Annotated in this window: 19 protein-coding genes and 2 pseudogenes; 15 read left to right on the top strand and 6 right to left on the bottom strand. The window is 33.9% G+C overall.

The features are described 5' to 3' along the window. Positions 1 to 342: 342 nt before the first annotated feature. Positions 343 to 1,080: a dienelactone hydrolase family protein gene (locus ACP6PM_RS02435; protein ID WP_426581515.1), complete on the bottom strand. Its 738-nt coding sequence runs from the start codon at positions 1,078 to 1,080 to the stop codon at positions 343 to 345. A 427-nt stretch (positions 1,081 to 1,507) separates the two neighbouring features. Here ACP6PM_RS02435 and ACP6PM_RS02430 point away from each other — a divergent pair, with 427 nt between their 5' ends. From ACP6PM_RS02430 to ACP6PM_RS02385, 10 genes and pseudogenes are all read left to right on the top strand, one after another. Beyond that, positions 1,508 to 1,648 (top strand): helix-turn-helix domain-containing protein, encoded by a 141-nt coding sequence (locus tag ACP6PM_RS02430; RefSeq protein WP_426581513.1) that lies wholly within the window; start codon positions 1,508 to 1,510, stop codon positions 1,646 to 1,648. A 439-nt stretch (positions 1,649 to 2,087) separates the two neighbouring features. After that, positions 2,088 to 2,465 (top strand): RNA-guided endonuclease InsQ/TnpB family protein, encoded by a 378-nt coding sequence (locus tag ACP6PM_RS02425; protein WP_426581511.1) that lies wholly within the window; start codon positions 2,088 to 2,090, stop codon positions 2,463 to 2,465. A 191-nt stretch (positions 2,466 to 2,656) separates the two neighbouring features. Next, complete coding sequence (locus tag ACP6PM_RS02420) at positions 2,657 to 2,809, top strand: zinc ribbon domain-containing protein (protein WP_426581509.1); 153 nt, start codon at positions 2,657 to 2,659, stop codon at positions 2,807 to 2,809. Between the two features lie 178 nt (positions 2,810 to 2,987). After that, complete coding sequence (locus ACP6PM_RS02415) at positions 2,988 to 3,971, top strand: GntR family transcriptional regulator (protein WP_426581507.1); 984 nt, start codon at positions 2,988 to 2,990, stop codon at positions 3,969 to 3,971. Between the two features lie 1,043 nt (positions 3,972 to 5,014). Beyond that, positions 5,015 to 6,970, top strand: coding sequence for a hypothetical protein (locus tag ACP6PM_RS02410; RefSeq protein WP_426581506.1), 1,956 nt, complete (start codon positions 5,015 to 5,017; stop codon positions 6,968 to 6,970). A gap of 227 nt (positions 6,971 to 7,197) precedes the next feature. Continuing rightward, the gene (locus ACP6PM_RS02405; protein ID WP_426581504.1) at positions 7,198 to 7,881 is read left to right on the top strand and encodes a sulfotransferase family 2 domain-containing protein; all 684 of its coding nucleotides are present in this window, start codon (positions 7,198 to 7,200) and stop codon (positions 7,879 to 7,881) included. A gap of 45 nt (positions 7,882 to 7,926) precedes the next feature. Next, positions 7,927 to 8,082 (top strand): annotated as a pseudogene (locus ACP6PM_RS02400) (tetratricopeptide repeat protein); the annotation flags it as partial. Between the two features lie 12 nt (positions 8,083 to 8,094). Then, positions 8,095 to 8,256 (top strand): annotated as a pseudogene (locus ACP6PM_RS02395) (tetratricopeptide repeat protein); the annotation flags it as partial. A gap of 256 nt (positions 8,257 to 8,512) precedes the next feature. Then, positions 8,513 to 8,680, top strand: coding sequence for a hypothetical protein (locus ACP6PM_RS02390; RefSeq protein ID WP_426581502.1), 168 nt, complete (start codon positions 8,513 to 8,515; stop codon positions 8,678 to 8,680). Positions 8,681 to 8,845: 165 nt separating this feature from the next. Continuing rightward, a complete protein-coding gene (locus tag ACP6PM_RS02385; protein WP_426581500.1) occupies positions 8,846 to 9,907 on the top strand; it encodes a calcium-binding protein in 1,062 nt (353 codons plus the stop codon). Positions 9,908 to 11,385: 1,478 nt separating this feature from the next. Here the strand turns inward: ACP6PM_RS02385 and ACP6PM_RS02380 are convergent. After that, positions 11,386 to 12,156, bottom strand: coding sequence for an ABC transporter permease (locus ACP6PM_RS02380; protein ID WP_426581499.1), 771 nt, complete (start codon positions 12,154 to 12,156; stop codon positions 11,386 to 11,388). 193 nt (positions 12,157 to 12,349) lie between these two features. Then, positions 12,350 to 12,589 (bottom strand): hypothetical protein, encoded by a 240-nt coding sequence (locus ACP6PM_RS02375; RefSeq protein ID WP_426581497.1) that lies wholly within the window; start codon positions 12,587 to 12,589, stop codon positions 12,350 to 12,352. Positions 12,590 to 13,140: 551 nt separating this feature from the next. Here ACP6PM_RS02375 and ACP6PM_RS02370 point away from each other — a divergent pair. The 4 genes from ACP6PM_RS02370 (at position 13,141) to ACP6PM_RS02355 (ending at position 18,785) form a co-directional block, all read left to right on the top strand. Continuing rightward, positions 13,141 to 14,292: a DegT/DnrJ/EryC1/StrS family aminotransferase gene (locus ACP6PM_RS02370; RefSeq protein ID WP_426581496.1), complete on the top strand. Its 1,152-nt coding sequence runs from the start codon at positions 13,141 to 13,143 to the stop codon at positions 14,290 to 14,292. A 695-nt stretch (positions 14,293 to 14,987) separates the two neighbouring features. Continuing rightward, entirely contained in the window at positions 14,988 to 16,697 is a 1,710-nt protein-coding gene (locus ACP6PM_RS02365) for an ABC1 kinase family protein (protein WP_426581494.1), read from the top strand. A 707-nt stretch (positions 16,698 to 17,404) separates the two neighbouring features. Beyond that, positions 17,405 to 17,758 (top strand): hypothetical protein, encoded by a 354-nt coding sequence (locus tag ACP6PM_RS02360; protein WP_426581492.1) that lies wholly within the window; start codon positions 17,405 to 17,407, stop codon positions 17,756 to 17,758. 76 nt (positions 17,759 to 17,834) lie between these two features. Further along, positions 17,835 to 18,785 (top strand): NAD-dependent epimerase/dehydratase family protein, encoded by a 951-nt coding sequence (locus ACP6PM_RS02355; protein ID WP_426581491.1) that lies wholly within the window; start codon positions 17,835 to 17,837, stop codon positions 18,783 to 18,785. A 485-nt stretch (positions 18,786 to 19,270) separates the two neighbouring features. Here ACP6PM_RS02355 and ACP6PM_RS02350 read toward each other — a convergent pair whose 3' ends face one another. From ACP6PM_RS02350 to ACP6PM_RS02340, 3 genes are all read right to left on the bottom strand, one after another. Further along, positions 19,271 to 20,050, bottom strand: a complete 780-nt coding sequence (locus ACP6PM_RS02350) for a hypothetical protein (protein ID WP_426581490.1) — start codon at positions 20,048 to 20,050, stop codon at positions 19,271 to 19,273. A 475-nt stretch (positions 20,051 to 20,525) separates the two neighbouring features. After that, positions 20,526 to 21,458 carry an Npun_R2821/Npun_R2822 family protein gene (locus tag ACP6PM_RS02345; protein WP_426581488.1) on the bottom strand — a complete coding sequence of 311 codons (933 nt, stop codon included), beginning with the start codon at positions 21,456 to 21,458 and terminating at the stop codon, positions 20,526 to 20,528. A 762-nt stretch (positions 21,459 to 22,220) separates the two neighbouring features. Then, positions 22,221 to 23,225, bottom strand: a complete 1,005-nt coding sequence (locus ACP6PM_RS02340; RefSeq protein WP_426581486.1) for an Npun_R2821/Npun_R2822 family protein — start codon at positions 23,223 to 23,225, stop codon at positions 22,221 to 22,223. Between the two features lie 278 nt (positions 23,226 to 23,503). Between ACP6PM_RS02340 and ACP6PM_RS02335 the strand changes: the two genes are divergently transcribed. Further along, positions 23,504 to 24,397, top strand: a complete 894-nt coding sequence (locus tag ACP6PM_RS02335; protein WP_426581484.1) for a sulfotransferase — start codon at positions 23,504 to 23,506, stop codon at positions 24,395 to 24,397. Positions 24,398 to 24,770 lie beyond the last annotated feature (373 nt).

The raw sequence follows: 24,770 nt of genomic DNA, 5'->3' as shown, positions 1-24,770 counted from the left end.
TTTTACCCTCTACATCGGCAGCAAACTTATTGACACTTTTATAATCATTTTAGTGTAACTATGCTATGCATGAATTTGGTATTAGAAAAATAACCTATAGCAAAAGTTAAAAATCAAAAGTTAAAAGTAAGGTAATTAGGATTTACACAACAACCGGATTATGAGAGAAAATTTCGTGAGAGCGAAAAACAATAATCAGGGCAATAAACCCGGTTTTTTTGGGTGCATAAGTCCTGATAATTTCAGAATTCCTTGAGACTAATAGACCTCTCCAAAAATCAAAAATAAAATCAATTATCGTACAGAAATTATCAATTATTTCCTCTACTCCCTACTCCCTGCTCACAATTGTTGACTAAAAAGTTCCTTTGTCTTAACCCAAGCATCAGCAGCAGCTTGAGCATTGTAACTACTACGATGGTCACAAAAGAAACCGTGGTCTGCTGGATAACGAAATACTTGATGCTTTATTTGATGTTTCTGTAATTCTGCCTCTATTTGATCTACCTGTTCTATAGGAATTAAAGGATCTTCTGTGCCAAAGAAGCAATATATCGTACCACTAATTTTAGGAGTCAGAGTAATAGTAGGTTCACCACCACCGGGAGTACCAGTGGCAATACCAGCTCCATAGAAAGAAGCAGTTGCTTGAATTTCTGGCAAAGTAGCTGCTAGATAGGTAACATGGCCTCCAAAACAGAAACCTATACAACCAAACTGATCTGGTTTAACAGTAGGTAAGCTTTTGAGATAATTAATAGTAGCTTGAATATCGCTGAGTAGTTCTGAAGCTTTGGTTTGTTCTTTGTATTTACGACCTAATATTAAATCCTCCTCAGTGTAGCCCACTTCAAAACCAGGAGCTTGACGTTGGTAAATTGAGGGGGCGATCGCCACATAACCTTCTTTGGCAATTTTTTCTGTTACTTCTCGAATATGGTTATTAACCCCAAATATTTCTTGAACCACCACTACTGCTGGAAATAGACCAGCTCCTAATGGTTGTGCGAGATAGGAATCTATTTGAAGGTCTCCATTGGGGACTTGGATACTGGTTGTATGGATTTCTAATTCTGTCATATCGTCACTATCCTCTGAAAGTGTTACGTTTTAGATGGTAGGCATTAGGTAGTAAGTTTTATATGGCATATCTTAATGTGTTAGGTCTTAGGTCTTAGGTCTTGGAGGAGAAAAGTTTATCTAACACTTACCACCTCTATAGCTCAAACCTTCTTTCAGTTGAATCCCCTTTCAATTAAACCTAAAATCTAATTCAAGATTTAGATGGTATGTAGTTTATCACTACACTAGATGTTATACCAAGTTTACTCAATACCATTACTATACAGGACTACCTAAAATATAAAACCGCGAAGCCTCCGGATTTGGAGAGAACTTATAATATTATCGTCTACTGTTAACTATAGTTTTCCTGAAAGCCTTGTACAGAGCCATAAAAGTCAGAATATACCAATCATCAGAGCAATCCCAAAAGCTAAGTCGAATAATGGGGTGCGCTAGATGGTGGTGGAATTATGCCTTAAACCTGTGCAATGAAACTTATAAACAGACAGGTAAGGGATTAAGCCAGTTGCTCTCAATAAAGTTCTGCCAAAGCTCAAAAAGTCTGAAGAAACTGCATGGTTGAAAGAATGTTATTCTCAAGTTTTGCACTCAACAATACTAAGCCTAACCAAGGTGTTTAAGAACTTTTTTGAGAAAAGGGCTAAGTACCCTCGATTCAAGTCCGAGCGTGGGAAGCAATCCTGTCAATATCCTCAAAACTCTCAAGTATTTGAGAATGGAGTTAAAGTCCCCCAAGTCTGGTTCATTAATGGATAATGGATAATGGATAATGGATAATTACTTCTGGTTAAAACCGTAACGGAATTGAATATCAGGAAATATCCTAGCACTTTTCTCCCATTGGTGATTGGATATGGGGAGGTTTCCTCGACATCCCATCCTAAAGTCATGCTCCGCAAACGACCGCCTTTTACCCTTGAAAGTCGAGGCTTTAAAGGGTGAATTATTTAATTAATAATTATTAAATTAATTATTCAGTAATTAAAGCCTCAATTCATAGATTGTTTGACGCTCAATTAAAAACTGTAACTATTATTAAAACACCAACAGGAAAGTATTATGCCTCATTGTTGTTCGACACTGAACAAAAAAACCCTGACGTTGTGTTAACTGGTAAAGTTGTTGGTATTGACCTTGGATTAAAAGATTTTTGTATTACCCATGATGGTAGTAAAACCTCAAAATATACTAATCCTAAAAACCTGAAAAAACATCAGAAAAATTTAGCTAGAAAACAAGCTAAATTAACTCGTAAGAAAAAAGGAAGTAAATCAAGAGAAAAAGCACGCAAGATAGTTGCTAGAGTTCACGAACGTATTAGTAATTCCCGTCAATACTTTCTACAGAAATTATCAAGAAAAATCGTCAATGATAATTAAGTAGTTGTTGTTGAGAATCTAAACCTCAAGGGTATAGTTCGTAATCATAACCTAGCTAAAGCTATATCTGATGTCTGATGGGGAATATTTGTCAATTTTCTTGACTATAAACAACAACAAAAAGTGGTTTGTTAGTATAAATTGATAGATGGTTTCCTAGTTCTCAAACTTGCTCTAATTGTCTCTACTAAATGTCAGAAATGCCATTAGATATGAGAGAGTGGACTTGCCTGAGTTGTGGAATGCACCATGACCGTGATGAAAATGCCAGCAAGAATATAAGAGCAGAAGGCATCAGACAATTATCGGTCTTGGAAGGACTGCTGCTGAAGGAGGGGAAGTAAGACTAAAAGGTGGCCGTAAGTCTGTCTTGAGACATTCCCCTGTGAGTTCAGATTTGAGTTCAGAAAGCCCAAACTTCAACCTAGGAAGTTAGGGTAGTTCAAATCTATATCATAATCATAGATATATTCCTGAGCAACAATTTTTTGACTTTTGTTGCCATCCACTGGAGCTTAGGTAATGGTTGATTTTCAGATTAAAGCAGATAGTGATATTCCCGCATCAAACCAATTATTTAATCAAATTCGGTTTGCGATCGCCTCCGGACAGTTTCCCCCTGGCCATCGATTACCTAGTACCAGACAACTTGCTATGCAAACTGGGTTACATCGCAATACCATAAGTAAGGTATATCGTCAACTAGAAGATACTGGCCTTGTAGAAGCTCAAGCAGGTTCGGGTATATATGTGAAAGCTCAAGGCCATAAATGGGTGTCAAAGTTAAAGTCTCCCATTTTCGAGAAATATCCAAATGCTAGTAACATAGTCAAGCGTAGTTTAGATGAATTACTGTCCCAAGGTTGTAGTTTAAATGAAGCCAGGGAAATGTTTTTGATTCAAATTGACTGGCGATTACGTTGTAGTGCTAGGGTATTAGTCACAGCTCCATCTTATGATCTTGGTATTGGACAGTTAATGGCTCAAGAGTTGGAACAAGCTCTGAATATTTCTGTACAGTTAGTTCCTTTAGAAGAACTAGGTGAAATTATAGACCAAGTATCTTGTGGAACAGTTGTAACAAGTCGGTATTTTATTGGGCGAGCTGAAGAAATAGCTGCTCCTAAATCTGTCCGAGTTATACCAGTTGATATATATGATTATGGTAAAGAATTTCAATTGCTACATACATTACCCAAGGGAAGTTACTGTGGTTTAGTTAGTCTCAGTTCAGGTTTATTAAGAGCAGCAGAAGTAATTATTCATAGTTTGCGTGGAAATGATGTAATTGTTATGACTGCCCAAGATACAGAAACCCACAAAATTAATGCTATGGTGCGGTCAGCTAGAATAATTGTTTGTGATAAATTTAGCTTTGATATAGTTAAAGCTATATTACAAAAAAATAGGGAAAATATTATTCGCCCACCACAAATTATATGTATTGAAAATTATATTGTTACAGATTCGATTAATCTCTTGAAACGAGAGTTAGGTTTAGCCTAGCTAGACAAATATCCTTAAGTATGGGGAATAGGGAAGCAGAAAATAAGATAAATTAAAATTAATTTAGATTCTATATAGAGGATTTCTCAAATATATCAGACAAAGAAGTTTGGGATTTTAGAGAATAGGGAACAGCTTAATTGGGAAAATAGAAGAGAAAAAAATACTGTATCTCATTCATCATAGAACCGCTATCTACAATGTTTATGTTACCGTAACTAGAATTTTAATCATGGAACAAATATGATAAATACAGTTATAAATAAATGAATTATTGATGATTTCACTAGATGATTGTTGATTTAATTACATAATTACAGAAGAAAAAGAGATATAGGAGTTCTAAGAGACTATTTGTCAAAAAAATCTTAAGGTAGCTCTATACCGATCTAGGATTAGGAGAGCAAAGTTATAAAACTCTGTTCCACTTTGCGTTTTTCTACGGAATGCTGCGCGACATATTTGCGCAGGGTTTCATGTCGGCGAGAGCCGAAAACGCCAAAAATTTTTCTTTCAGAAGGACAATTTATGAAATTCCTCGCCCGAGAAGTTTTCTCACCTTCTTAATATTTGCTCGATCAAAATAATTGGGTCTAAAACCCTATCTTTGAAGGCGAAATGTTTTTAGAGGGTTGCTCAAGATTTCTATTATATCATGTCCGCTAGTATTGTTTGTGTAAACCCAGGTGTGAATATCTACAAGAAATTTAATTTTTTTCTGGCTTTTAACCCTTCTTCTCTCTTCTAGATAACTAAAGCCTTCTTCCTTACTCTTACCTTACAATACCAATGCTACCAGACTTGATATGACAAAAACAACTTCTGAGTTCTTACTTCTGACTTCGTTAAAAACAGTCTCTCAATCAGTCGTGATATCTTAGAAACTTATAAAATAACATTAAAATCAATGTCTTGACTCGATCCTGTCATAACGACTTAGTATTTTAAGATAATCTAAATCACACAACCTGTATAGGACTGCTATAGTCTATAAAATACTAATAAAATATTGGTCAATCAACTAATAAATTATCAAGGTAAAAATGAAAACAGCAATTAGAGATATTAACACACAGATATTAGAACATAATTTACAAAAAAGCTGGCAATCTTTAAAAAAATCCAATGATGTTTGTCAAATTCAATGCGACTTAAAAGCAGGAACATTATTGGTGGTTTGTCAACATCCAGCCAATATAGTAATAGATAGAGAAAAAACAATTGCAGAGTTAAAAAGTATAGTTCAAAAACAGGAGTTAGAATCTATAGAAAAAGTGGGTATTTGCTTAAATGTAATCGGTCACATATATCCTTATGCTTATCATTCATTTTTTACGAAGAGTCGGCAAGAAGGATCTACATTAACTTTTATGCCGAAATGGGTAGATGGAAATATAGCTTCTGAAGTAAAAATTACACCAGAATTATTAGATTCCTTAGATAATCCATTTAATTTAAAAGATTTAGAAGCAATATCTATTAGATTAAAATCTGAGGGGATATCTGATTCAAATTCTCATATCATAAATAAGAATATTCCTGGAGAGAAAAGTCAAAACTCAGAAATCAAGATTACCTCAAAATTACTGGATGATTTAGATAATCCTTTTGATGTGGAAGGATTAGACCTATCTCCCAAAAAATTCAAAAGAAAAGCCAGAAACTATATAGAACAAAAATCACCTGTAACAAAAGAATCAACTGTTAACTTAGCTACCTTTTCTCAAGTAGAATTTCTCAGCGCTACTTTAAGTTTAGCAATTTTAATAGGCTGTTTTTATGCAATAACTCAACCCTGTGTGATTGGAAAATGTATGATAATACCAACAGCAAAAGAGTTAAATCAACAGTCACTAGAAACAATTAAAAATGTCAAAAACTCTTTAGCTCCAAAACAGGCACAAGAAAAGTTAGAAACAGCAGTTCAAGATTTAGAAAAGATTCCATTTTGGTCAATACGTTACTTAGAATCACAACATTTAAAGTCTACTTACCAAACAGAAACTGAACATTTAGAAACAATTAGAAAAGCTTTGCGTAATGGTCAACAAGCAGCTCAACATAGTAAAGGTTTACCACTACCAGCAGAAGACTGGGTAGAAATTCAATCACTTTGGCAAGAGGCGATCGCTCTCCTAGAAAAAGTACCAGAAGATAGTAGTGCTTATCCTTTTGCTAAAAATAAATTGCAGCAATATCGTAAGTATTTAGTTGCTATTAAAGGAAGATTAACTACCGAAGAAGAGGCTAATCAAAAATTAATGGCTGCTAAAACATCAGCTCAGTTAGCAGAGACAAGAGAGGTAATAGCTCAGTTTCCTGAAAGCTGGAAAAATGTATATTCAAATTGGGCAGATGCCTTGGATCAAGTATATACTATTCCTCCACAAACAACCGCCTATTTAGAAGCAAAAAATTTACTACCTCAGTATGAACAAAAACTTCAATTAGCTGAGGAACGTAGAATTATAGAACAAATTGGTGAAGACGCTTATAACCAAGCTATCCGTTACTCTAAACAAGCTGAAGTTTTTGAAAGGAGGGCTAATTGGAAAGAGGCAACAGAATATTGGCAAAAAGCTCTAAATTCTGCTGAAGAAGTACCTAATAATTCTAGTTATTATGCTAAAATTAAACCACTTATTAAATCTTATAATACTCTTCTAAAAATAGCAGCAACTAACGAAAGATTATTAGCAACTTTAGCGAAAGCTCGTCAGGATTTAAGTAAGACTTGTAAGGGAACACCGAAAATTTGTCAATATAGTGTTACGAAGGATTTAATAACTGTGCGGTTAACTTCTGACTATGTGGATAAAATTAAAAAAACAGCTAAAGCAGTAGAAAGTAGTAAAGATAAAAAGAGTCGTAGTGCACTAGAAAAACATTTGAAAACTTTACAGGTTGCTTTAAAAGCTATTAGTAATAATGCTAAAGTTCCTTTAGAAGTTTATAACCCACAAGGTTTAAAAATTGCTGCTCATATTCCCAATGGTTGAAGTAGGGGAGTGTGGGGAATGTGGGGAGTGTGGGGAGTGTGGGTAGTGTGGGGAGTCTGAGGAGTGTAGGGAGTGTGGGGAGTGTGGGGAGTGTGGGGAGTGAGAATTTAGTTAAGATAAAAGTCTTAAATATGAGAAAAATGCTGTTTTTTGAAAGTAGAAATAGGGTTCTGTATTTCTGAAGCGATCGCTCAATTGGATAACTTTTCTATTTTTCTCTTTTCACAATGATTATATCCCACAAATATAAATTTATTTTCCTGAAAATAACTAAGACTGCTGGTACATCAGTTGAAATTTCTTTATCTAGATTTTGTGACGATGATGATGTAATTACTCCTATCTCCTTGAAAGATGAAGTTATTAGAAAATTTCTTGGAAAAATACCACAAAATTATTTAGATTTTGATGCTCAGGGAAATGAATACAAAAAGTATTTCAACCATATCACTGCTAAAGAAATTCAATGTGTCATAGAACCTTCGATTTTGGATAGTTACTATAAGTTTTGTTTTGAAAGAAATCCTTTTGATAGAGCTATATCTTTGTACTACTTTCTTTGCCAAAACAAATCCATTAAATTTGATGACTGGCTGAAAAATAAGTATACTAATCCATTCCTAAAAAAAAATTGGAATATTTACACAATCAACGATAAAGTAGTAGTTGATTTTATTGGTAAGTATGAAAATATTCACTCAGATTTAACTTTCGTCTGTCAGAAATTAAACATATCATTTTATGGATATTTACCAAAAGCTAAAGGATTTTTCAGAGATGACAACCGCCCTTATTATGAATTTTTGAATGGGGAACAAATGCAAATTATCCGTGAATGTAACTCAAATGTTATTGATTTATTAGGTTATGACCATGAAAATCAAAATAATCACAAGATTTCAATTTTATAAAAAGAAAAAGAACAACCACAAAATTATACTCAAGAATATTACAATCAAATAGGATATCAACTACAAAAACAAGGAAAATTAGACGAAGCTTTGATTGCTTACGCTCAAGCAATAGGAATTAATCCCCAAAAATATTGGGCTTATTATCATACACTAGGTGGTATTTTTAGAGAAAATAATCGCTATAGAGAAGCAGTATAAGCTTACCATCAAGCTATTAAAATCAAACCAGATTTTCCCTGGAGTCATTATCACTTAGGAGTAGTTTTAGAGAAGCAAGGAAAATTAGATGAAGCTTTCACTTCTTATCAAAATGCTATTCAACTTTATCCAAATTTATCTTATTACAAAAACAGGTTATATCAAGTGCCATAAATTAATCATAATAATACTAAATTCGGTTGATAAAGAAGCTTTACTATCAAGGTAATACATTTAATGCTGAAGGCAGAAGGATTAGACAGGAATTTTAAAAAAGGTACTTTTGATAACTGGATTTGATCTAAAAATGTTTTTCTTCTATGTTGAAAGTGCCTGTCAAATTTCCCTATGTTCCCTGTTCCCTAATAAAGTTGATTTTTCGGTATTTAAAGATTTGAAGAAAAATTAGGGTTATTTTTTCAAATGTCCGATGTCTCAACGTCTCGAAATTTGGTCAAAACTCCCAACCATGTGGAAGCCTCAACATTTCAGTGAATTAGCCTCGACAATTTCATTGACGGAGTTACCTCAAAAAATTCAGTCAATTCTTCAACGTCAAATTCAAGGTCGAGTTTTAGTCAAAGTCTCGTCATCATGACAGTAACTTGAATATTTTTAAATCGCTTCATCAATAATTGTTTGAAATATTTAAAGGAAAAAATGAGAATCAAAAAATCATATTTCTGCCAAATTGGCGACACTGACTCTAGTGAATATCATACTCTAAATAGAGTTAACGAATAGAGGCTAAACAAAAATCGCAATGGCAAACATTTATCGAACCATGTTTAACGATATTGAGGGTACAAATGATAATGATACACTCAACGGGGGAGATGAGCGGGACAGAATCTATGGTCGAGCTGGTGATGACCTCATCTTTGGGAATGGTGGTGACGATTTTATAGGAGGCGGTAGTGGCCAAGACACCATCTACGGCGGTACAGGAAATGACCGTATTTATCCGGGTCAGGATGGCAAAAAAACCTACTATGGAGAAGAAGGCAATGATCGAATGAATGGATTATATAGTGAAGATACCCTCAGAGGTGGTCCTGGAAATGATACCCTCAGCGGTGGTAGTCCTCAATTAAACAACTTTGATTTTGCGGGAGATTGGCTGTTTGGTGACGAGGGAGACGATCGATTAAACTTGGGATCACATCTCAATTTTGCTGAAGGCGGCGATGGAGCCGATACTTTCGCGTTTACAATCTCTTCTCGAACTACAACTACTCCAGAAAAGATTAGTGTGATTGAGGACTTTAATCCCGATGAAGGGGATAAAATTGAAATCAATTATGTTAAACACTTTCCTGTTTATGAACCTGAACCCGTCATCATCGAGCCAGTTGTCGCGGTTGCAGAATTTGTCTCATCTATTGCGCTAAATTCAGCTTTGACAGTAGAAGAACCAACGATTGGGACAGATGTACAAACTGTAGATTCTCTCACGAATTCTAATGTAGATTCCTCAAATCTTACAACTGCGACAGATGTACAAGCTGTAGATTCTCTCACGAATTCTAATGTAGATTCCTCTAATACGGATTTCAATCAATCAATTGATTTCTCTGATTTTAAGCTTAATAAAATAAATATTGATCTTAAGGATATAAATTTTGACCCGAACATAGATATTATCGTTGACCCGAACATCGAGATCATTTCTTTGAATAGCGGAGTGTCAGTTAACGATGTCTCCTACAACTCCGAGACGGGTGCTCTGTTTTTGAAAGATATACAATTTGCTCAGTTATCACCAGGTCTTGATTTGGTTCCAGAGCGAGATGTTCATGTGGAGACTATTTATCCATTCTATTAGACATAGGCGTGAAAATTAAAAATAGAATCAATTCTTATCCAGAAATTATCAATTACTTCTCCGTGTTCCCAGTTAAGTGTTCCCTGTTCCCTCTTTTCCGGAGAGGTCTATTGACTATTTATCCATTCTAAGCTGTTCAGCATTTAATTTGGGATAACAGCATTACCCTTATTTTTAATTTTTCGTTCCCAGTTGATTTTTAATTCACCCTCATTTAAAACCCTATGCAACAAACTTTCCAATTCTTCAATAGATTTAAAAAAAAGAAGAATGTGATAAGTGGAGTCAATTAATGCCTTTGATGACTTGGCTAGTTATGGTTAGCTCGTGAAAATGTTATGGATAGTCTTTTACCGTGGGCCTAAACCTCAAGTCCAATTCTCCCCCGGAAGCACTGCTACTGCTTGGAGTGAAGTTTTATTGGAGATTGGAACACCGACCTGTTTACCCAAACTCCGAGGAAAATCCCCCGGTTGGCCAAAAGGTCAAAAGAGAAATAAGAAACCGAACTTTTTTGTAATTGATGAACTGCTACTATTTTGGTTCTCAATATATTTCCTAGAGTCTAAATACCAGGAGAACTATATTCTGCATCATTCACAGAATTAACTCCCGAAATTATTGCCTGTGAAATAGTTAGTGTAATTATCCATAATAGAGGTAAACTGGTTTAATTAGTTTTCTGATTTTTTTTAATTAATTTATAGTTCTAAATTTCTACAAATATAATATAATTTTTCCAAATAAATACGAATTTATCTAGAAGTAACTGAATTACTAAATGGTTCGATAATAGAGACATTGGCAGTAATTTTTTCCAGTAGACCTAAGTTTAATAAATTCTCAGGAGTCTGAGTATATGGGATAAAAGAAACGTTAGCTCTAAGGATTCAGGTATCTCAAACCTAGTTATAGAGAGACTTCTGAAAACGACTGACGTCAGAAATTTAACAGCCTCATTCTCAATAATCACGAAAATCAAGGCTTGTAGCAATATCTAATTGAGAATAGAATTTGGGAGGAAATTGCTGGAAATACTTATCCATCAAGATTTATAGGCTTTTCCATAGGACCTGAATCCTTACCGTTAGCTTGTCTTATTTCTTTAGATATATCTTTACTTGTTTCTACCTAATATCTGTTAGATAATAATTATGTTAGATAATAATTCTGTTAAATAGTGTTTGATAAATTGGTCATGGATAAATATTGTCATTGATTAATTTTAAATTATACCAACTTCAATGAATACTACTATATTAAATTTTTTTTAGTAGCTAGGGGGAATCTTACTTGAGAAATATGGGAAAATCAAAAGTAAAGTTTCCCCAATTTCCTACTGCCTACTCCTTTGGCGTCTGTCGCACCCCACGGGGTTGCACCCCTATTCCCACCGAACCCGAATTACTATTCCCTACTCCCTAAAAAAAATTAATTTTGTATCTCACTCTAAAGATAGGAATTGTTATAATCAACCTTTATAAATTTTTGAGTTGTGCATCCTGATTAAAAAATTGCCGACATAAACCATAAGTAACCAATAAACTTGTCACCAGATTTGCAAAAGCCAAAAGAAACATAATTAACATTTGATACGCCACAGCATCCAGAGGGTTAACACCACTTAATAACTGACCAGTAACAATTCCAGGAAGTGTGACAATTCCGATTACACTCATCTGGTTTAAATTAGGTATTAATGCAGCACGAATAGCATCTTTTCTATATTTAGCAACTGCTTGTTGGGGTGTAGCTCCTAAACTTAAATAAGTTTCAATTTCTACTGGACTAGAATTAATTGTACTGACAAGTCTTTCTCCAGCGATCGCTGCTCCATTCATCGCATTTCCTAATACAATTCCCACTAAAGGAATTAAATATTGAGGTTCATACCAAGTCTCAGGTTTAATAACCAATAAATTTGTATAACTAATACTTAAAGTTGTACTGGTTAAAATCGAACCCCAAACTAAAGGTAATAACCGAGGTATTTTTTGACTAATTCTATTCCTAGTAACTAGAGAAGCAACTGTTAACATAACAGAGATAATAGCTATCACCAACCAAGGCTGTTTAGTAGTAAATACTATTGCTAATATATAGCCAACAAATATTAACTGTACAATAGTACGAACTGTAGCTATTAATAATTGCCATTCTAATCCTAATTTTTGCCAAGCTGAGAGACCGATAGCGATAGCAATAAGTCCTAAAGCCATAGCTATATCTGTAATTGTTAATTGAATCATATTTATTTTTTTAACTTGAATTATACATTAGCAATAATACTAACAAACTTCACTAGAATAATTAGTTTCTAGTGAGGTTTTACTAATTTATATTAATCTAGATTTGAATTCCTTGGAAAGTAAGGATTTAGCTATTATTAGTTAATTCAAGTCACTGAAGCTAATAAAGCTCTAACATAATATGAATCTTGTACTAGCTAGAAGCATTACTCATGTCATCATAATTTACACCAAGTTCAGGAGGATTTTGCAGATTTGACTGATAAGTGTCGGACATGGCTTCCCACATTAATCCACCAAAACGATCGCGAAGTCTTTTTTGTATACTTTCAATCATCTTGTCCTTGTAGTAATATTTTACTTCTTCCCAATAAACTTTTTCCTCTTTTCCACTTTCTTTGTTTTGAACCTTAATCGCAGAATATGTTGACATAAGTATCCCCCTAAATAATTTTTTTATTGTATTTATTAAAAGGATTAGGATTAATTATTTCTGGCAATTTTAAATTTTAATTATAGCGGTTTTCATTAACATAGAATACAACTATTTCTGCAATTTATTAAACTTTAGGTATATATAGAATTTTTACTGTAGTCTACCTTGGTGAAAACCGCTATCAATCACCAATAACCAATAATTTTTTTTACTAATCTTTCTATATATAAACTTACTAAAGTCAAGGTTATTTATGTGACTACCAAAAGTCGTAAATTAAGAAAAATTTCTCTGAGCTTAATTTAAAAAAAATCTATCTTTAGATTGTGGAAAAATTTATATTTATGATTTTTATAAAAATTACTTTACGGGATTTTTCACTTTATTAGACCACAGTAGGGAAGTTCCATCAAATCTCCCTAAACTATTTAGTCTGTGTTCCATTTATACTAAAAACTTCTATAACAGTAGCTCCTTTGCTTGGAGCAGTTTATCATATCAATAATTTTTACTAGCCTTTTATATCATTTTAATTTATTACTATTAATATGACTAATATTCCTTCCCTAGATTTGACACAACAGTATAAAATAATTGTTAAAGAGATAAACACCAAAGTTCAAGAGGTACTTGCTTCTGGTCGCTACATTGGTGGTTCCATTGTTGATGACTTTGAACAACAATTTGCTAATTATATAGATGTACCTCATTGTATATCCTGTAACTCCGGCACTGATGCTCTATTTCTAGCTTTACGAGCTGTAAATATTGGGCCTGGTGATCAAGTAATTACCACTCCTTTCACTTTTTTCGCTACCGCTGAAGTAATTAGTGCAGTAGGAGCAACTCCCATTTTTATCGATATTGACCCCCAGACTTTTAACTTAGATATTCAACAACTTGAACCAGCTATAACAGAAAAAACAAAAGCTATTCTGCCAGTACATTTATTTGGTCAACCTGTAGATATGACCCAATTAATGGCGATCGCTCGCCAGTATAACCTAATAGTTATAGAAGACTGTGCCCAAGCTACAGGAGCAGAATGGGATAACCAAAAAGTCGGAAGTTTTGGCGATATTGGTTGTTTTAGTTTTTTTCCTACTAAAAATTTAGGAGCTTTTGGAGATGGAGGCGCTCTGACCACAAATAATCCGGCGATCGCTACTCAAGTGCGGATACTCAAAAATCATGGACAGTCGGCCAAATATCTTTATGAACACATCGGTATTAACAGTCGTCTTGATACCATACAAGCTGCAATTCTGCAAGTTAAGTTACGTTATCTAGATACTTGGAATCAGCAACGTCGTGACTTAGCAGATATTTACCATAAATTTCTTAGTGGCATAACTGCTGTAGTTCCTCCTCAAGAGTTGGCTGGAGGTAGATGTGTTTGGAATCAATACACAATTATGCTTAAAAGTCAAGATTTAGAGGCTACAGCAAAGTCTCATTTTTCTAGTTCTCTGCGCGATTGGGTTCGTATTCAGCTACAAAACAAGGGAATAGGTTCAGCAATATACTATCCCACACCTTTACATTTACAGCCTGTTTACAAATCTTTAGTATACCGTCAGTTGCCAATTGTAGAACAAATTTGCCATCAGGTTTTGTCCTTGCCTATGTTTCCTGAACTTTCTCAGTCACAACAAGAACAAGTTATATTTGCTTTGAAAGATTGTTTGCAAGAACTTTAACAAAACAAAGTCAGAAGTCAGATAGGGGAGGCTTCGGATTGGCGATTTACAGAAGTTGTTTTTGTAACGGGTATTTTGAGCAACTATCCAAAAGGATTTTACCTTAAAAGGTGGGGTGACGCGACCAAATTATTTTGATAATAGTTTAGACTTTAATATTTCTTTAAAATTTCTTTGGGAAATTTGTAGTTTTGTATACTATACTTAATGAAAATAAAAAAAAGTTAATGTAAGACAGCAAGGATCAAACTTTATATACCTTCTGAATTACTGAAAATCTGCCATTAGTTAAGTAGAAAAAGGGAGCAATACACAAGAAAAAGATGAAGGAAAAATTTCAGCTCGAGAAATATAACTAAGTACAGAAGAGTAACAATTACCCTTTACTGAAAAACTGTCAATATCCTTTACTTATTTGTGTGGTGAAACACCCTCCCCTTTTTTCAGATGGCTTATGCAAAAACCCTATATATAGTAAATCAAAACTATAGTGCCACACTATGTGTAGTGTTGAAGCCTAAAAAAGCCGTAAGTCATATTTAACTCAAACCATTGAAAAAGTTTGCAAGTATTAGGTTGTATTTTGATCGGAAGGTCATCAATTGTAGGTAAGGAAAGTTTACCTAGCACCTAAAACCTTTAGCTTATAAGAACGATAAATAAAAAATATAAAATTTAAGAGGAAAATATTAAAAGTGGGTGAAAATCACTTGAGTTCAAATAGACGGTACGATCCAGAAGCGATCGCTGAATATTACCATTACCGTCTTTGGTTAGTAATCTGGAGATTTCTTGTTATAGTTTTTTCTTTTGCTAGTTTTCTGTTGGGAGTTTTGTGGGACAAATGGCGATATCACAAAGTAGAAGATACTCCCGAACGAGCGACTCAACTGCGAAAAATACTAACTCGCTTAGGACCAACATTTATTAAAGTAGGTCAGGCACTATCCACAAGACCCGATCTAATTCGTAAAGACTTCTTAGAAGAACTAACAAAACTACAAGACCAGTTACCAGCTTTTGATAATGATACAGCCATCTCAATTATCGAAACCGAGTTAGGCCAAAACATCAACGATATATATAGCGAAATTTCTCCCAGACCAGTTGCTGCAGCTAGTCTGGGTCAAGTTTATCATGCACGCCTTCAAACTGGCGAAAATGTAGCAGTAAAAGTTCAACGACCAAATTTACTGCCCATCATAACTCTAGATTTATTTTTGATGAGGTGGGCAGCAAGTTGGCTAGCTCCCTGGTTGCCTCTCAATCTTGGCCATGATTTATCCCTAATTGTAGATGAATTTGGCACAAAGCTATTTGAAGAGATTGACTATATAAATGAAGGGCGTAATGCAGAAAGATTTGCGACCTATTTTGCTGATGACCAAAGCGTCAAGATTCCATCAATATATTGGCGTTATACTACTACTCATGTTTTGACCCTAGAATGGATTGATGGTCTTAAATTATTAGATACAGAAAAAGTTCAAGCAGCAGGTCTTGATACTGATACTCTGATTACTGTAGGTGTAACTAGTGGTTTACGTCAGTTACTAGAGTTTGGCTTTTTTCATGCAGATCCTCATCCCGGCAACTTATTTGCCTTAAAAGATGGTCGAATGGCTTTTATTGACTTTGGCATGATGGATCAATTGGAGCAGGAAACTAAAGAAACTTTGGTTGACTCAGTAATTCATTTGATTAATAAAGATTATCAGGAGTTAGCTAAAGATTTTGTCAAGCTTGGGTTTCTTGCACCTGATGTGGATATTCAGCCAATTATACCAGCTCTAGAAATAGTGTTGGGAGATATTATGGGTGAGAAAGTCAAGGATTTTAACTTTAAGACAATTACAGATAAGTTCTCGGAATTAATGTATGATTACCCTTTCCGAGTACCTGCTAAGTTTGCTCTGATTATTCGTTCTCTAGTTACCGAAGAGGGTTTAGCTCTTTCCCTAAATCCAGATTTTAGAATTGTAGATATAGCTTATCCTTATGTGGCAAGAAGGTTATTAAAAGGTGAGTCCCCAGCATTACGTCGTCGTTTGATTGAAGTATTATTTAAAGATGGAAAGTTTCAGTGGCAAAGGCTAGAAAATTTAATTGGCATAGCTCGGACAGACCAAAATTTTGATATACTACCTACTGCCCAATTAGGTTTACAATATCTTTTGAGCGAAGAGGGTGAATTTCTACGAAAACAATTGATACTAGCAATGGTAGAAGACGATCGGATTCACACAGAAGAGGTTAGTCGTCTGTGGGGTTTAATTCAAGATGACCTTCAACCAAGTCGTTTGTTTAATCTTGCCCTGGGTGCTCTAGCAGAATTTTCTACAGACAGAGCAGCGGCAATTTTACCTTCTGTAATGGCAATGACAAATTCTCAAGCAAGGAGTTAGGACTCAGGAGCTGATTGCTAGTATTAAAATCCCTGGCAATTTCAGGCAATAATAGATAAAGGGGAAGTTAATCAATTTTTTAGGGTGGACTGCATCCGAAGTTACGCCTGTAGACTGAAAGAGGCCAACCTCCCTGGTTGAAGCAGGAAGCAAGCTTGAAAACTAGTGATTACCTACCATGTTTTTTATGGTTTTACCGGAATTTTTTAGCTATTGTACAGCAGTTAGAATTGAATAGTATATTATGCAAATAAATCACCAGGAAAATAAGGAATAAGTAGTCATAATTTTTCACTAAAATCTCCTATAAGTTGATAATTCAAAGACTCTTATACTTTAATTATTCTTGAGCAAAAAGAGAATTAATTAATTGATGTCTTGATATTACTGAATTACAGGGAAAAATTAATTGCTTAATTCTGGTAAACTCAAATTATGATTAAAAGCAAAACAGTTTTTCTTGGATGAATAATTATGTAATATCGACTTAGCATTACTCAAGCATAATATTTGTAGGTTGGATTGAGGAAGGAAACCCAACAAAAACTGGTTTATCCAAGTTGGGTTTATCCTTTGGAAAAGCTTTCCTATTAAATGCTACGCATTACCACGATATGAAAAACAGAAGCTATGCGGAGCGGGAAAAAGCTTAGTTTAACCAACCTACTTTAAAAGATAAAAAGTATCAATCAAGGAAGTATTTTTTTGTGTATAATCTGCCTCAACCTCCCTATCTTTTAATTGCAGTTGGTTTGTTGATGAGCTTATCTTCGGGAGTAGTATTTGCTAAATTAATTAAGCAACTGGTTCAAGATTGGTCAGAAAATCCTGCTACTTGCAACATAGAAACTATGAAAGGATTAACATTACAAATTCCTTATTTAGGTATTGCTAGTGGTGCATTAATTTTTTTATCATCAAGCTTGCAGTTATTTGGATTTACTAATTTAGTTGCTTATTCTATTTGTTTACCTTTAACTATAGGAACTGGGTTAGTTGTTTGGATTCAACTCACCAAAATTTTAGACAAGATGGAACGGGGAATCACAGAAGAAAGTTGAAGTTTTTATACTCACTCAAGATAATTATCATTTAAGTCTCAAACTATAAAACTATAACTTTAAATATATCAAAACAATGAGTAATATTATAGTAACAGGTGTTGGTGGTTTTATTGGATCTCATTTAGCAGAAACTCTTTTAAATCAAGGAGAAAAAGTAATAGGTATCGATCAATTTAATGATTACTATGACCCTGCTTTGAAGCGTCAGAATATTTCTCAATTTAAAGACCATTCCGCTTTCCAACTAATAGAAAATGATATTCAGTCTTTGAATTGGTCAGATTTACTGGTGGATGTGGATATAGTTTATCATCAAGCTGCCCAAGCAGGTGTTCGAGCTAGTTGGGGTGAAGGTTTTCGTTCTTATACAGAACGTAATATTAATGCTACTCAAATAATTCTAGAAGCTGCTAAAGATGCTCCTAATTTGAAAAGATTGGTTTATGCTTCTACTTCTTCTGTATATGGTAATGCTGAAACTTTTCCCACTCCTGAGACTATTTGTCCTCAACCGGTATCTCCTTATGGAATTACTAAGTTAGCAGCAGAAAGATTAGGTAAGTTATATCATCAGAATTTTGATGTACCCTGTGTATATTTGCGATACTTTACAGTATACGGTCCCCGGCAACGACCTGATATGGCCTTTCATAAATTTTTTAAGTGGATTTTGCAAGATGAACCAATTTCTATTTATGGAGATGGTCAGCAAACTAGGGACTTTACTTTTATTAGTGATGCAGTAGCAGCTAACTTAGCAGCAGGTAAAGCACCAGAAGCAGTCGGTGAGGTATTTAATGTAGGTGGGGGTAGTCGGGTTGTATTGGCAGAAGTTATTGACACGATGGAGGAAATAGTAGGACGTCCAATTAAGAAAAATTTTGTGGAAAAAGCTAGGGGAGATGCTCGTCATACCAGTGCAGATGTTTCTAAAGCTAAGAAAATTTTAGGTTATCAACCTCAAGTTTCTTTGAAAGAGGGGTTACAAAGAGAGTGGGAATGGGTGCAGTCTCTCTATAGTTAGATTTTTTCTTTATTATTTATTGTCTGAGAAAAGCTTTATAGAGTAAGGTGCTGAGTAAACACTTTACTCTTTAATTAAAAATACTAACATTACAATAATAAAATTAAAAATCTCTCAAAATCCTTAAAAACAAGATAAGTATCTTTGAAGTTTGATATAGGGTTTCTCAAGTTACTGAAGTAGAGTTTTTTCTTATTTTCTATTCGTTATTTCGCGAATTACTACTGCCTAAAACCAACGAATCTTGTATCTCATCAGAGATGGGAATTGCTATAAGTTGAAAGATGTAAAAGATTGTTCTAATGAATTGGATTTATTACCAAATTTTTTCAATCGGTAAATCACTAAAAATGATAATGATATTTAATTTGTCAAACATATCAGATTTGCTTTTTTGCTTTAGGTATGAGTTTTGATATTTTATCCTCTAATTATAGAAACGTTTTATTTACTAAGGTGTGTATAGCAACCCGATTTTATAGCGATCATCGATAATAAAATTCAAAATCTCTTAAAGCCATTATTCTAGTTTTATTTAAACGATAATGATAGCCCATCCTCTTTTGTAATTTATCCCAAGAAGTTGCTTTTGGTTTACTACGAGAAGCATCCCAGTGCTGAGTCACTCCACGAATTTTTTCCCACGCTTCACTATCAATAACCCATTCTATTTTTGCAGCAGCTAATCCCATTAAACTTCCTTCTCCAGCGTGCATTCCTTTTAATTCTGCATACCTAGACATCTTCCCCCAAGTTTCCAAAAATTCTATTTCCTTACCATTATCTCTAACTAGAATAAATAAGGCTTCCCCTATCCAACTAGAATTATTAAATGACTCATCAGAAATATTTAGCTTCTCTGCTAACTTTTTCAATATTGGTAAACTAGAAGCACGATATTTTGAAACGTGTTCTACTAAATTTTTATGCCGTCCAGTAATTCCTGGCTTCCATTCAATATCTTGTGGTAGTGATTCTAAAATTCTAGTATCAGCATCTATATATATAGCTACTGGAAATAATGATATTGCTTTCTGACAGAGAAATCTTTTGTCATTATAACAATGTTGAATACCTTGTTGATGATGTTTAAAAGCCATGACGTTTTTATAGCTACTAAAATCATCAGGTTTCTCTGTATAAATTACCAGGGAAGTTCCGGGAGAATTTGTTTCCAAGTCTTTAGCTAATTGCTTGGTTATATCGCGATATCTTTGCCCTAGAGCCAAAGTACAAAAACAAAATTTTTTTTGTTCGGTGGTCATATTTTTACCTGGAAATTTTAACAATCAAAAATCATCAAAAGTCTTTGATTAGACGAGTGGAAAAATTGGGAAATAATCTTGAGGATAATAAGCTAAACTAAAAAGTATCTTGAATAAATTTTAGAAATTTACATTTAGAAATTTACATATAGCATAGCAATTCTCATAATGGAGTAAGGTACAAAATTATAAATTTTAGGGAACAGCTCATCTGGCAACAGCTAACAAGGAAAAAAATACAGTTGTAAATTATGCTTTTTGACAAAGGCTATATTTGATTTAATTGTTCAACTTCTTCTGACTCCGAGTCACCCACCCATATATCCCCGTTGGAAATTTTTTTGTTCTTTCCTTATTTAATTTTTTTTGATTTACCAGAATATATTTTTCAGTAGAAAATTTATTTAATCTTTCAAGTTTTTATAACTCCAAATTATACATCTCAATTGGAAATTCTTGTCGCAGTTTCCTTACCCTAACTTTTCTTCATTTGCTGACCTATATTTTTGACTTTATCAATAAATCTTTGCCCTAAACTTTTTTTAGTCTCAATTTTCTGAGGATAGTAAGTAGGTTTAGTTTCGCCGAGATATCGATAATGCTCCCAAATATCCCAATAGGGGCATCCTGGTTCAATCCGAAAACCTGCCCAATGTAAATATTGTACAGGTTTACCTACTTTGGGGTCAATCAAGCGATCGCCTTCCCGTTCAAAATGGGGACTACCTGCCCAACTTCCGGGACCTTTACCTTCTGGCCGTCTAACTAGATTCAATCGCCGAGAAATATGTTTTAATACTATATAGTTGAAAATTGGCTGGTCTGTGGTTTTTTCAGAAAAGTCGAAATACTCGGTATGAGCAGCACATTCAGCGAAGGTTTCATATAGTTCACTTTCTGTAAATAGGTTTTTCTTTGACGCCCACCACCCACTATTAAATACATCTTTAAGTTGTTCTTCGGTAAAAATTTTACCTTCTAGAACTTTGGATGTAAAGACATTTTTTATCCCACCTAAATATTGATAGTCACAACATAGAAAATCATAATCTTCTAGATATTTGAGATTATCAGCGATTTTTTCAAAGACAACAATATCAACATCAATATAGAGAAATTCATCGAACGGTCCGAACCAACAAGCTTGTTTTTTTTGTTTGTTAGGAGTGTTAAAAAATCCCTGACCAAAAATGTTATACAAATTGTTGCATAGATTATCTACAAATTCCAAGTCTGGATAAATTTCTACTCCATATTTACTTGTGACAATTTCTGCTACCTGCTGATAATTTTCATCAAAAGGAATCATCATAATTGGAGTATCAGAATCATATAATCGGATACTTTTTAGCAGAGCAATTGTATTATCAAGTACCTTATCATTGGCGACAATATATATTCCTTTCATGGTTTTTTCCTGAACGGTTTAAACAAAATTTTTTGCAGATTTTAGTCATTTTATATTACTGACAGATTAGCAGGTTTTGCTTCACCTTTCAATAATTAATAATCAACAATTACCTCTCATTCCAAACAATCAATTTATTCAAAACATAAATTTTACTTTTTTTATCCTTCAAATTCACAGATTTTCAACCAAAAATTATCAACTATTAATCATCTAGGAAATTTTATTTTTTTGTGGTTTATAGAGATAAAGATAATGGAATCAAATCTCTCAACAGGTAAAATCTAATTTTTCCTTCACAAAACCTGGCAAGTTTTTTAAAATCGACTCCTTATACCAATTTGATAAATGTTTAGTACACTTTTTTGAGTAGGGGGAGTAGGGGGAGCAGGGGGAGTAGGGGATAAGTAAACATAAGAATAATTAAAACCCTATAATTAAAACCCTCCTAGCTAATAATTATCAAAAAAACCATTCCATCTGTGTTAATTACTTAATAATTGAAGTTTTACCTTATAGCATTCTTTTTTCAAATCGGTATTACATAATTAGGTAGTGATGAATAGTAATGGTAGATGCTAGAGGGAAAATGATTTTTTGACGACTCATTATCAAAATACTCTTGGATATTTGGAGGAATCAAGATTTAGGTAAATATCAAGATTAACTCAGATACGATTACTGTGACAGACTACCCATAATTAATATTTGTTCGCAATTCCCGATCATTGGCAACGATAAATTTCTTTGATAATTTTTAACTTAGCGCCCCAAACCCAGTTTTTTGAAGACTTTAGTCATAAGATTTACTGGCGGATTATAAGGTTCTGGTTTCCCTGTAAATTTTGGTCTTTTATCTGGTTCATGGAGATAACGATAGTGGAGAAAAATTTCTCGATAAGGAAAATCTAAATTTTCTCCCTGACAAAGCCTGGCAAACCTTTTAGAAGAAACTCCAATATAATGAAGATATGTCAGTCTTTCTCCTTTATCATATAGTACATTATTTCTTTCTTCAAAATGAGGTGATGTGACGGAACAACCAGTTCTTTTTTCTGGGGGTAAATCTAGACCAAAATTATAAACAGGAATATCCAATCGCATTTTCATATAGTTGAGTAAAGATTGGTTAGGAGCGGATGTATATAAAATTTCTCCTTCTCCAGAGTTAAGCTTTTCTACTAGAAACTCCCTTTGGGATTCGGAAAATAAACCCCTTTTTCCTGCATAAAATCCAGCACAAAAAATTTCAGATTGAATCCGTGATTCTGGAAAAACTTCAAACAATTTAGGGGAGTCTAAATTAAAAATATGGGAGGGGTCTTTATACTGAAAATCATAGACAACAAAGTCATCTTTATCCAACTGGTCAAAAATATATTCAACGGAATTTAAGACCAGAATATCTGCATCAAAATACATAAACTTTTCAAAAGGAGCTTGAGGATCGAAGCCACAATATCTACGATTCATGCCAATTCGATTTACTCCTTTAATACCTTTTTCAGCCCACATACTCAAGGCATTTGGATGACCTTTCCAAGCTTGGTAAGAAAATTCTTCCCAAGGGGCAAATATTTCTGGATTGTCTAAGAATTGGACATTTTTTCGCTTTTCTATGTCAGCTTGGACTTTTTCCGTGCGATTGTCATAAGCAATTACGCAAACTGGTGTGTCAGTACCAACATTTACCTCTATACTGTTGAGTAGAGCTACTAGTTGATCGAAGACAACATCATTTGCTACAGTATATATACCGTTGGTCATTTCAGTTATCAGTTATCAGTTATCAGTTATCAGTACCTCATGCAATAGGGAGGCTTGAAATACTGAAGTTTACTTTTTTCATCCCCTTAAAAGGGGAGGCTTGAGACCCTATTTTTGGGTCATAAAAATCAATTTGAATTACTGCTATTGATTATATCAATAATTCTATGCAATACTAATTTAACCTACTTTTATACTTTTATCTAAAATAATCAATTATTTTTGTTTACTCTTTTTGATAGGAATAATTACTGATGCACAAAAAGGTCATATTTATAATGTCAAGTGGGCATTCTGGGTCTAGTCTTCTATCACTAATTTTAGGAAGTCATCCAGACTGTTTTTCCGCAGGTGAATTAGTCGGTCTTCCCAATCGTCATCGCAAGCGAAAGCCTATTGATTGTGTGAATATGACATCTGAATTTTGGGAAAAAACTTTTGGAGAAAAAGGGTTATATGAATTGGCTAGCGTTCTGGGAAATACTCGTTTAAATAAGTATATTCCTTTAAAGTTTGAGAAAAAAATTAGACAAATTTTCAAAACAGATCAAATTTTTAATCCTTATTCTTTTATGTTTTCCAAGTTAGAGAATAAAAGCGTTATTATTGATGCTAGTAAAGCCTATCCTTGGATTGGAAAAAAAATTCAAGCTGAAGAATTTACATCGGGAAAAGTAGAAGGGTATTTAATTCATTTAGTTCGTGATGGTAGAGCTGTTGTTAACTCTTATCTGAGAAAATATCCTCATTGGGATATGGCTAAGGTGGCAACAGAATGGGTAGAAAAACACAAACTAAGAAATGATTTTTTTGAAAAATTTAATCCTGAGAAAAGAATTGAGATTGCTTATGAACAATTAGCGAGTAATCCTCATCAAACTGTGGAAAAAATTTGTAATTTTGTGAATATAAATTTTGTTCCTTCTATGATAGAGTATTGGCAATACGATCATTATGATATTTCTGGTAATGAGGGTGCTTATTCTCTGATTCGTCGCTATCGAGGACAGGAAATAGAGAAGAAAGTAGAAAAAATAAATGGTGATTACTATAGCAATGTAGATATAGCTATTAAATTAGATTTACGTTGGCAAAGAGAGTTGGCACCAGAAAAACTAGAAATATTTGAGCGTATTGCGGGAGAAGTTAATAAACCTTTTGAGTGGAATTAAAATTAAAAATATTTTTTGTTGTTCAAACAATAATTAAATTATTTCATAACTTAGAGACTAGACAGTGCAAAGTTCTTGGAAGAACTATTGCTAGCTGAGGCTTTCAGCGATCTAAGGGTTAAAAACTCTTTATTCAAAACTGTAAGTACTGTAAGTCTTTTCCAGTAATACTTTCAGCCTTCAAAGCAAATAGTTTTTTGGCAGAACTTTGTACTCTCCAGTTAGAGGCAATCAAAATGCTAATATCTCACAAACATAAATTTATTGGTAGTCCTGCATGGTAATGGTGAGGATGTATATTTTTTAATTTCTCCCACACTCCCCATCTCCCCATCTCCCCATCTCCCCATCTCCCCATCTCCCCATCTCCCCA

The sequence above is a fragment of the Dapis brunnea BLCC-M229 genome (assembly GCF_050015995.1).
Lineage (GTDB): Bacteria > Cyanobacteriota > Cyanobacteriia > Cyanobacteriales > Microcoleaceae > Trichodesmium.
Note: the sequence above shows the minus strand (reverse complement) of the source record. Positions and strands in the feature narration are given on the sequence as shown.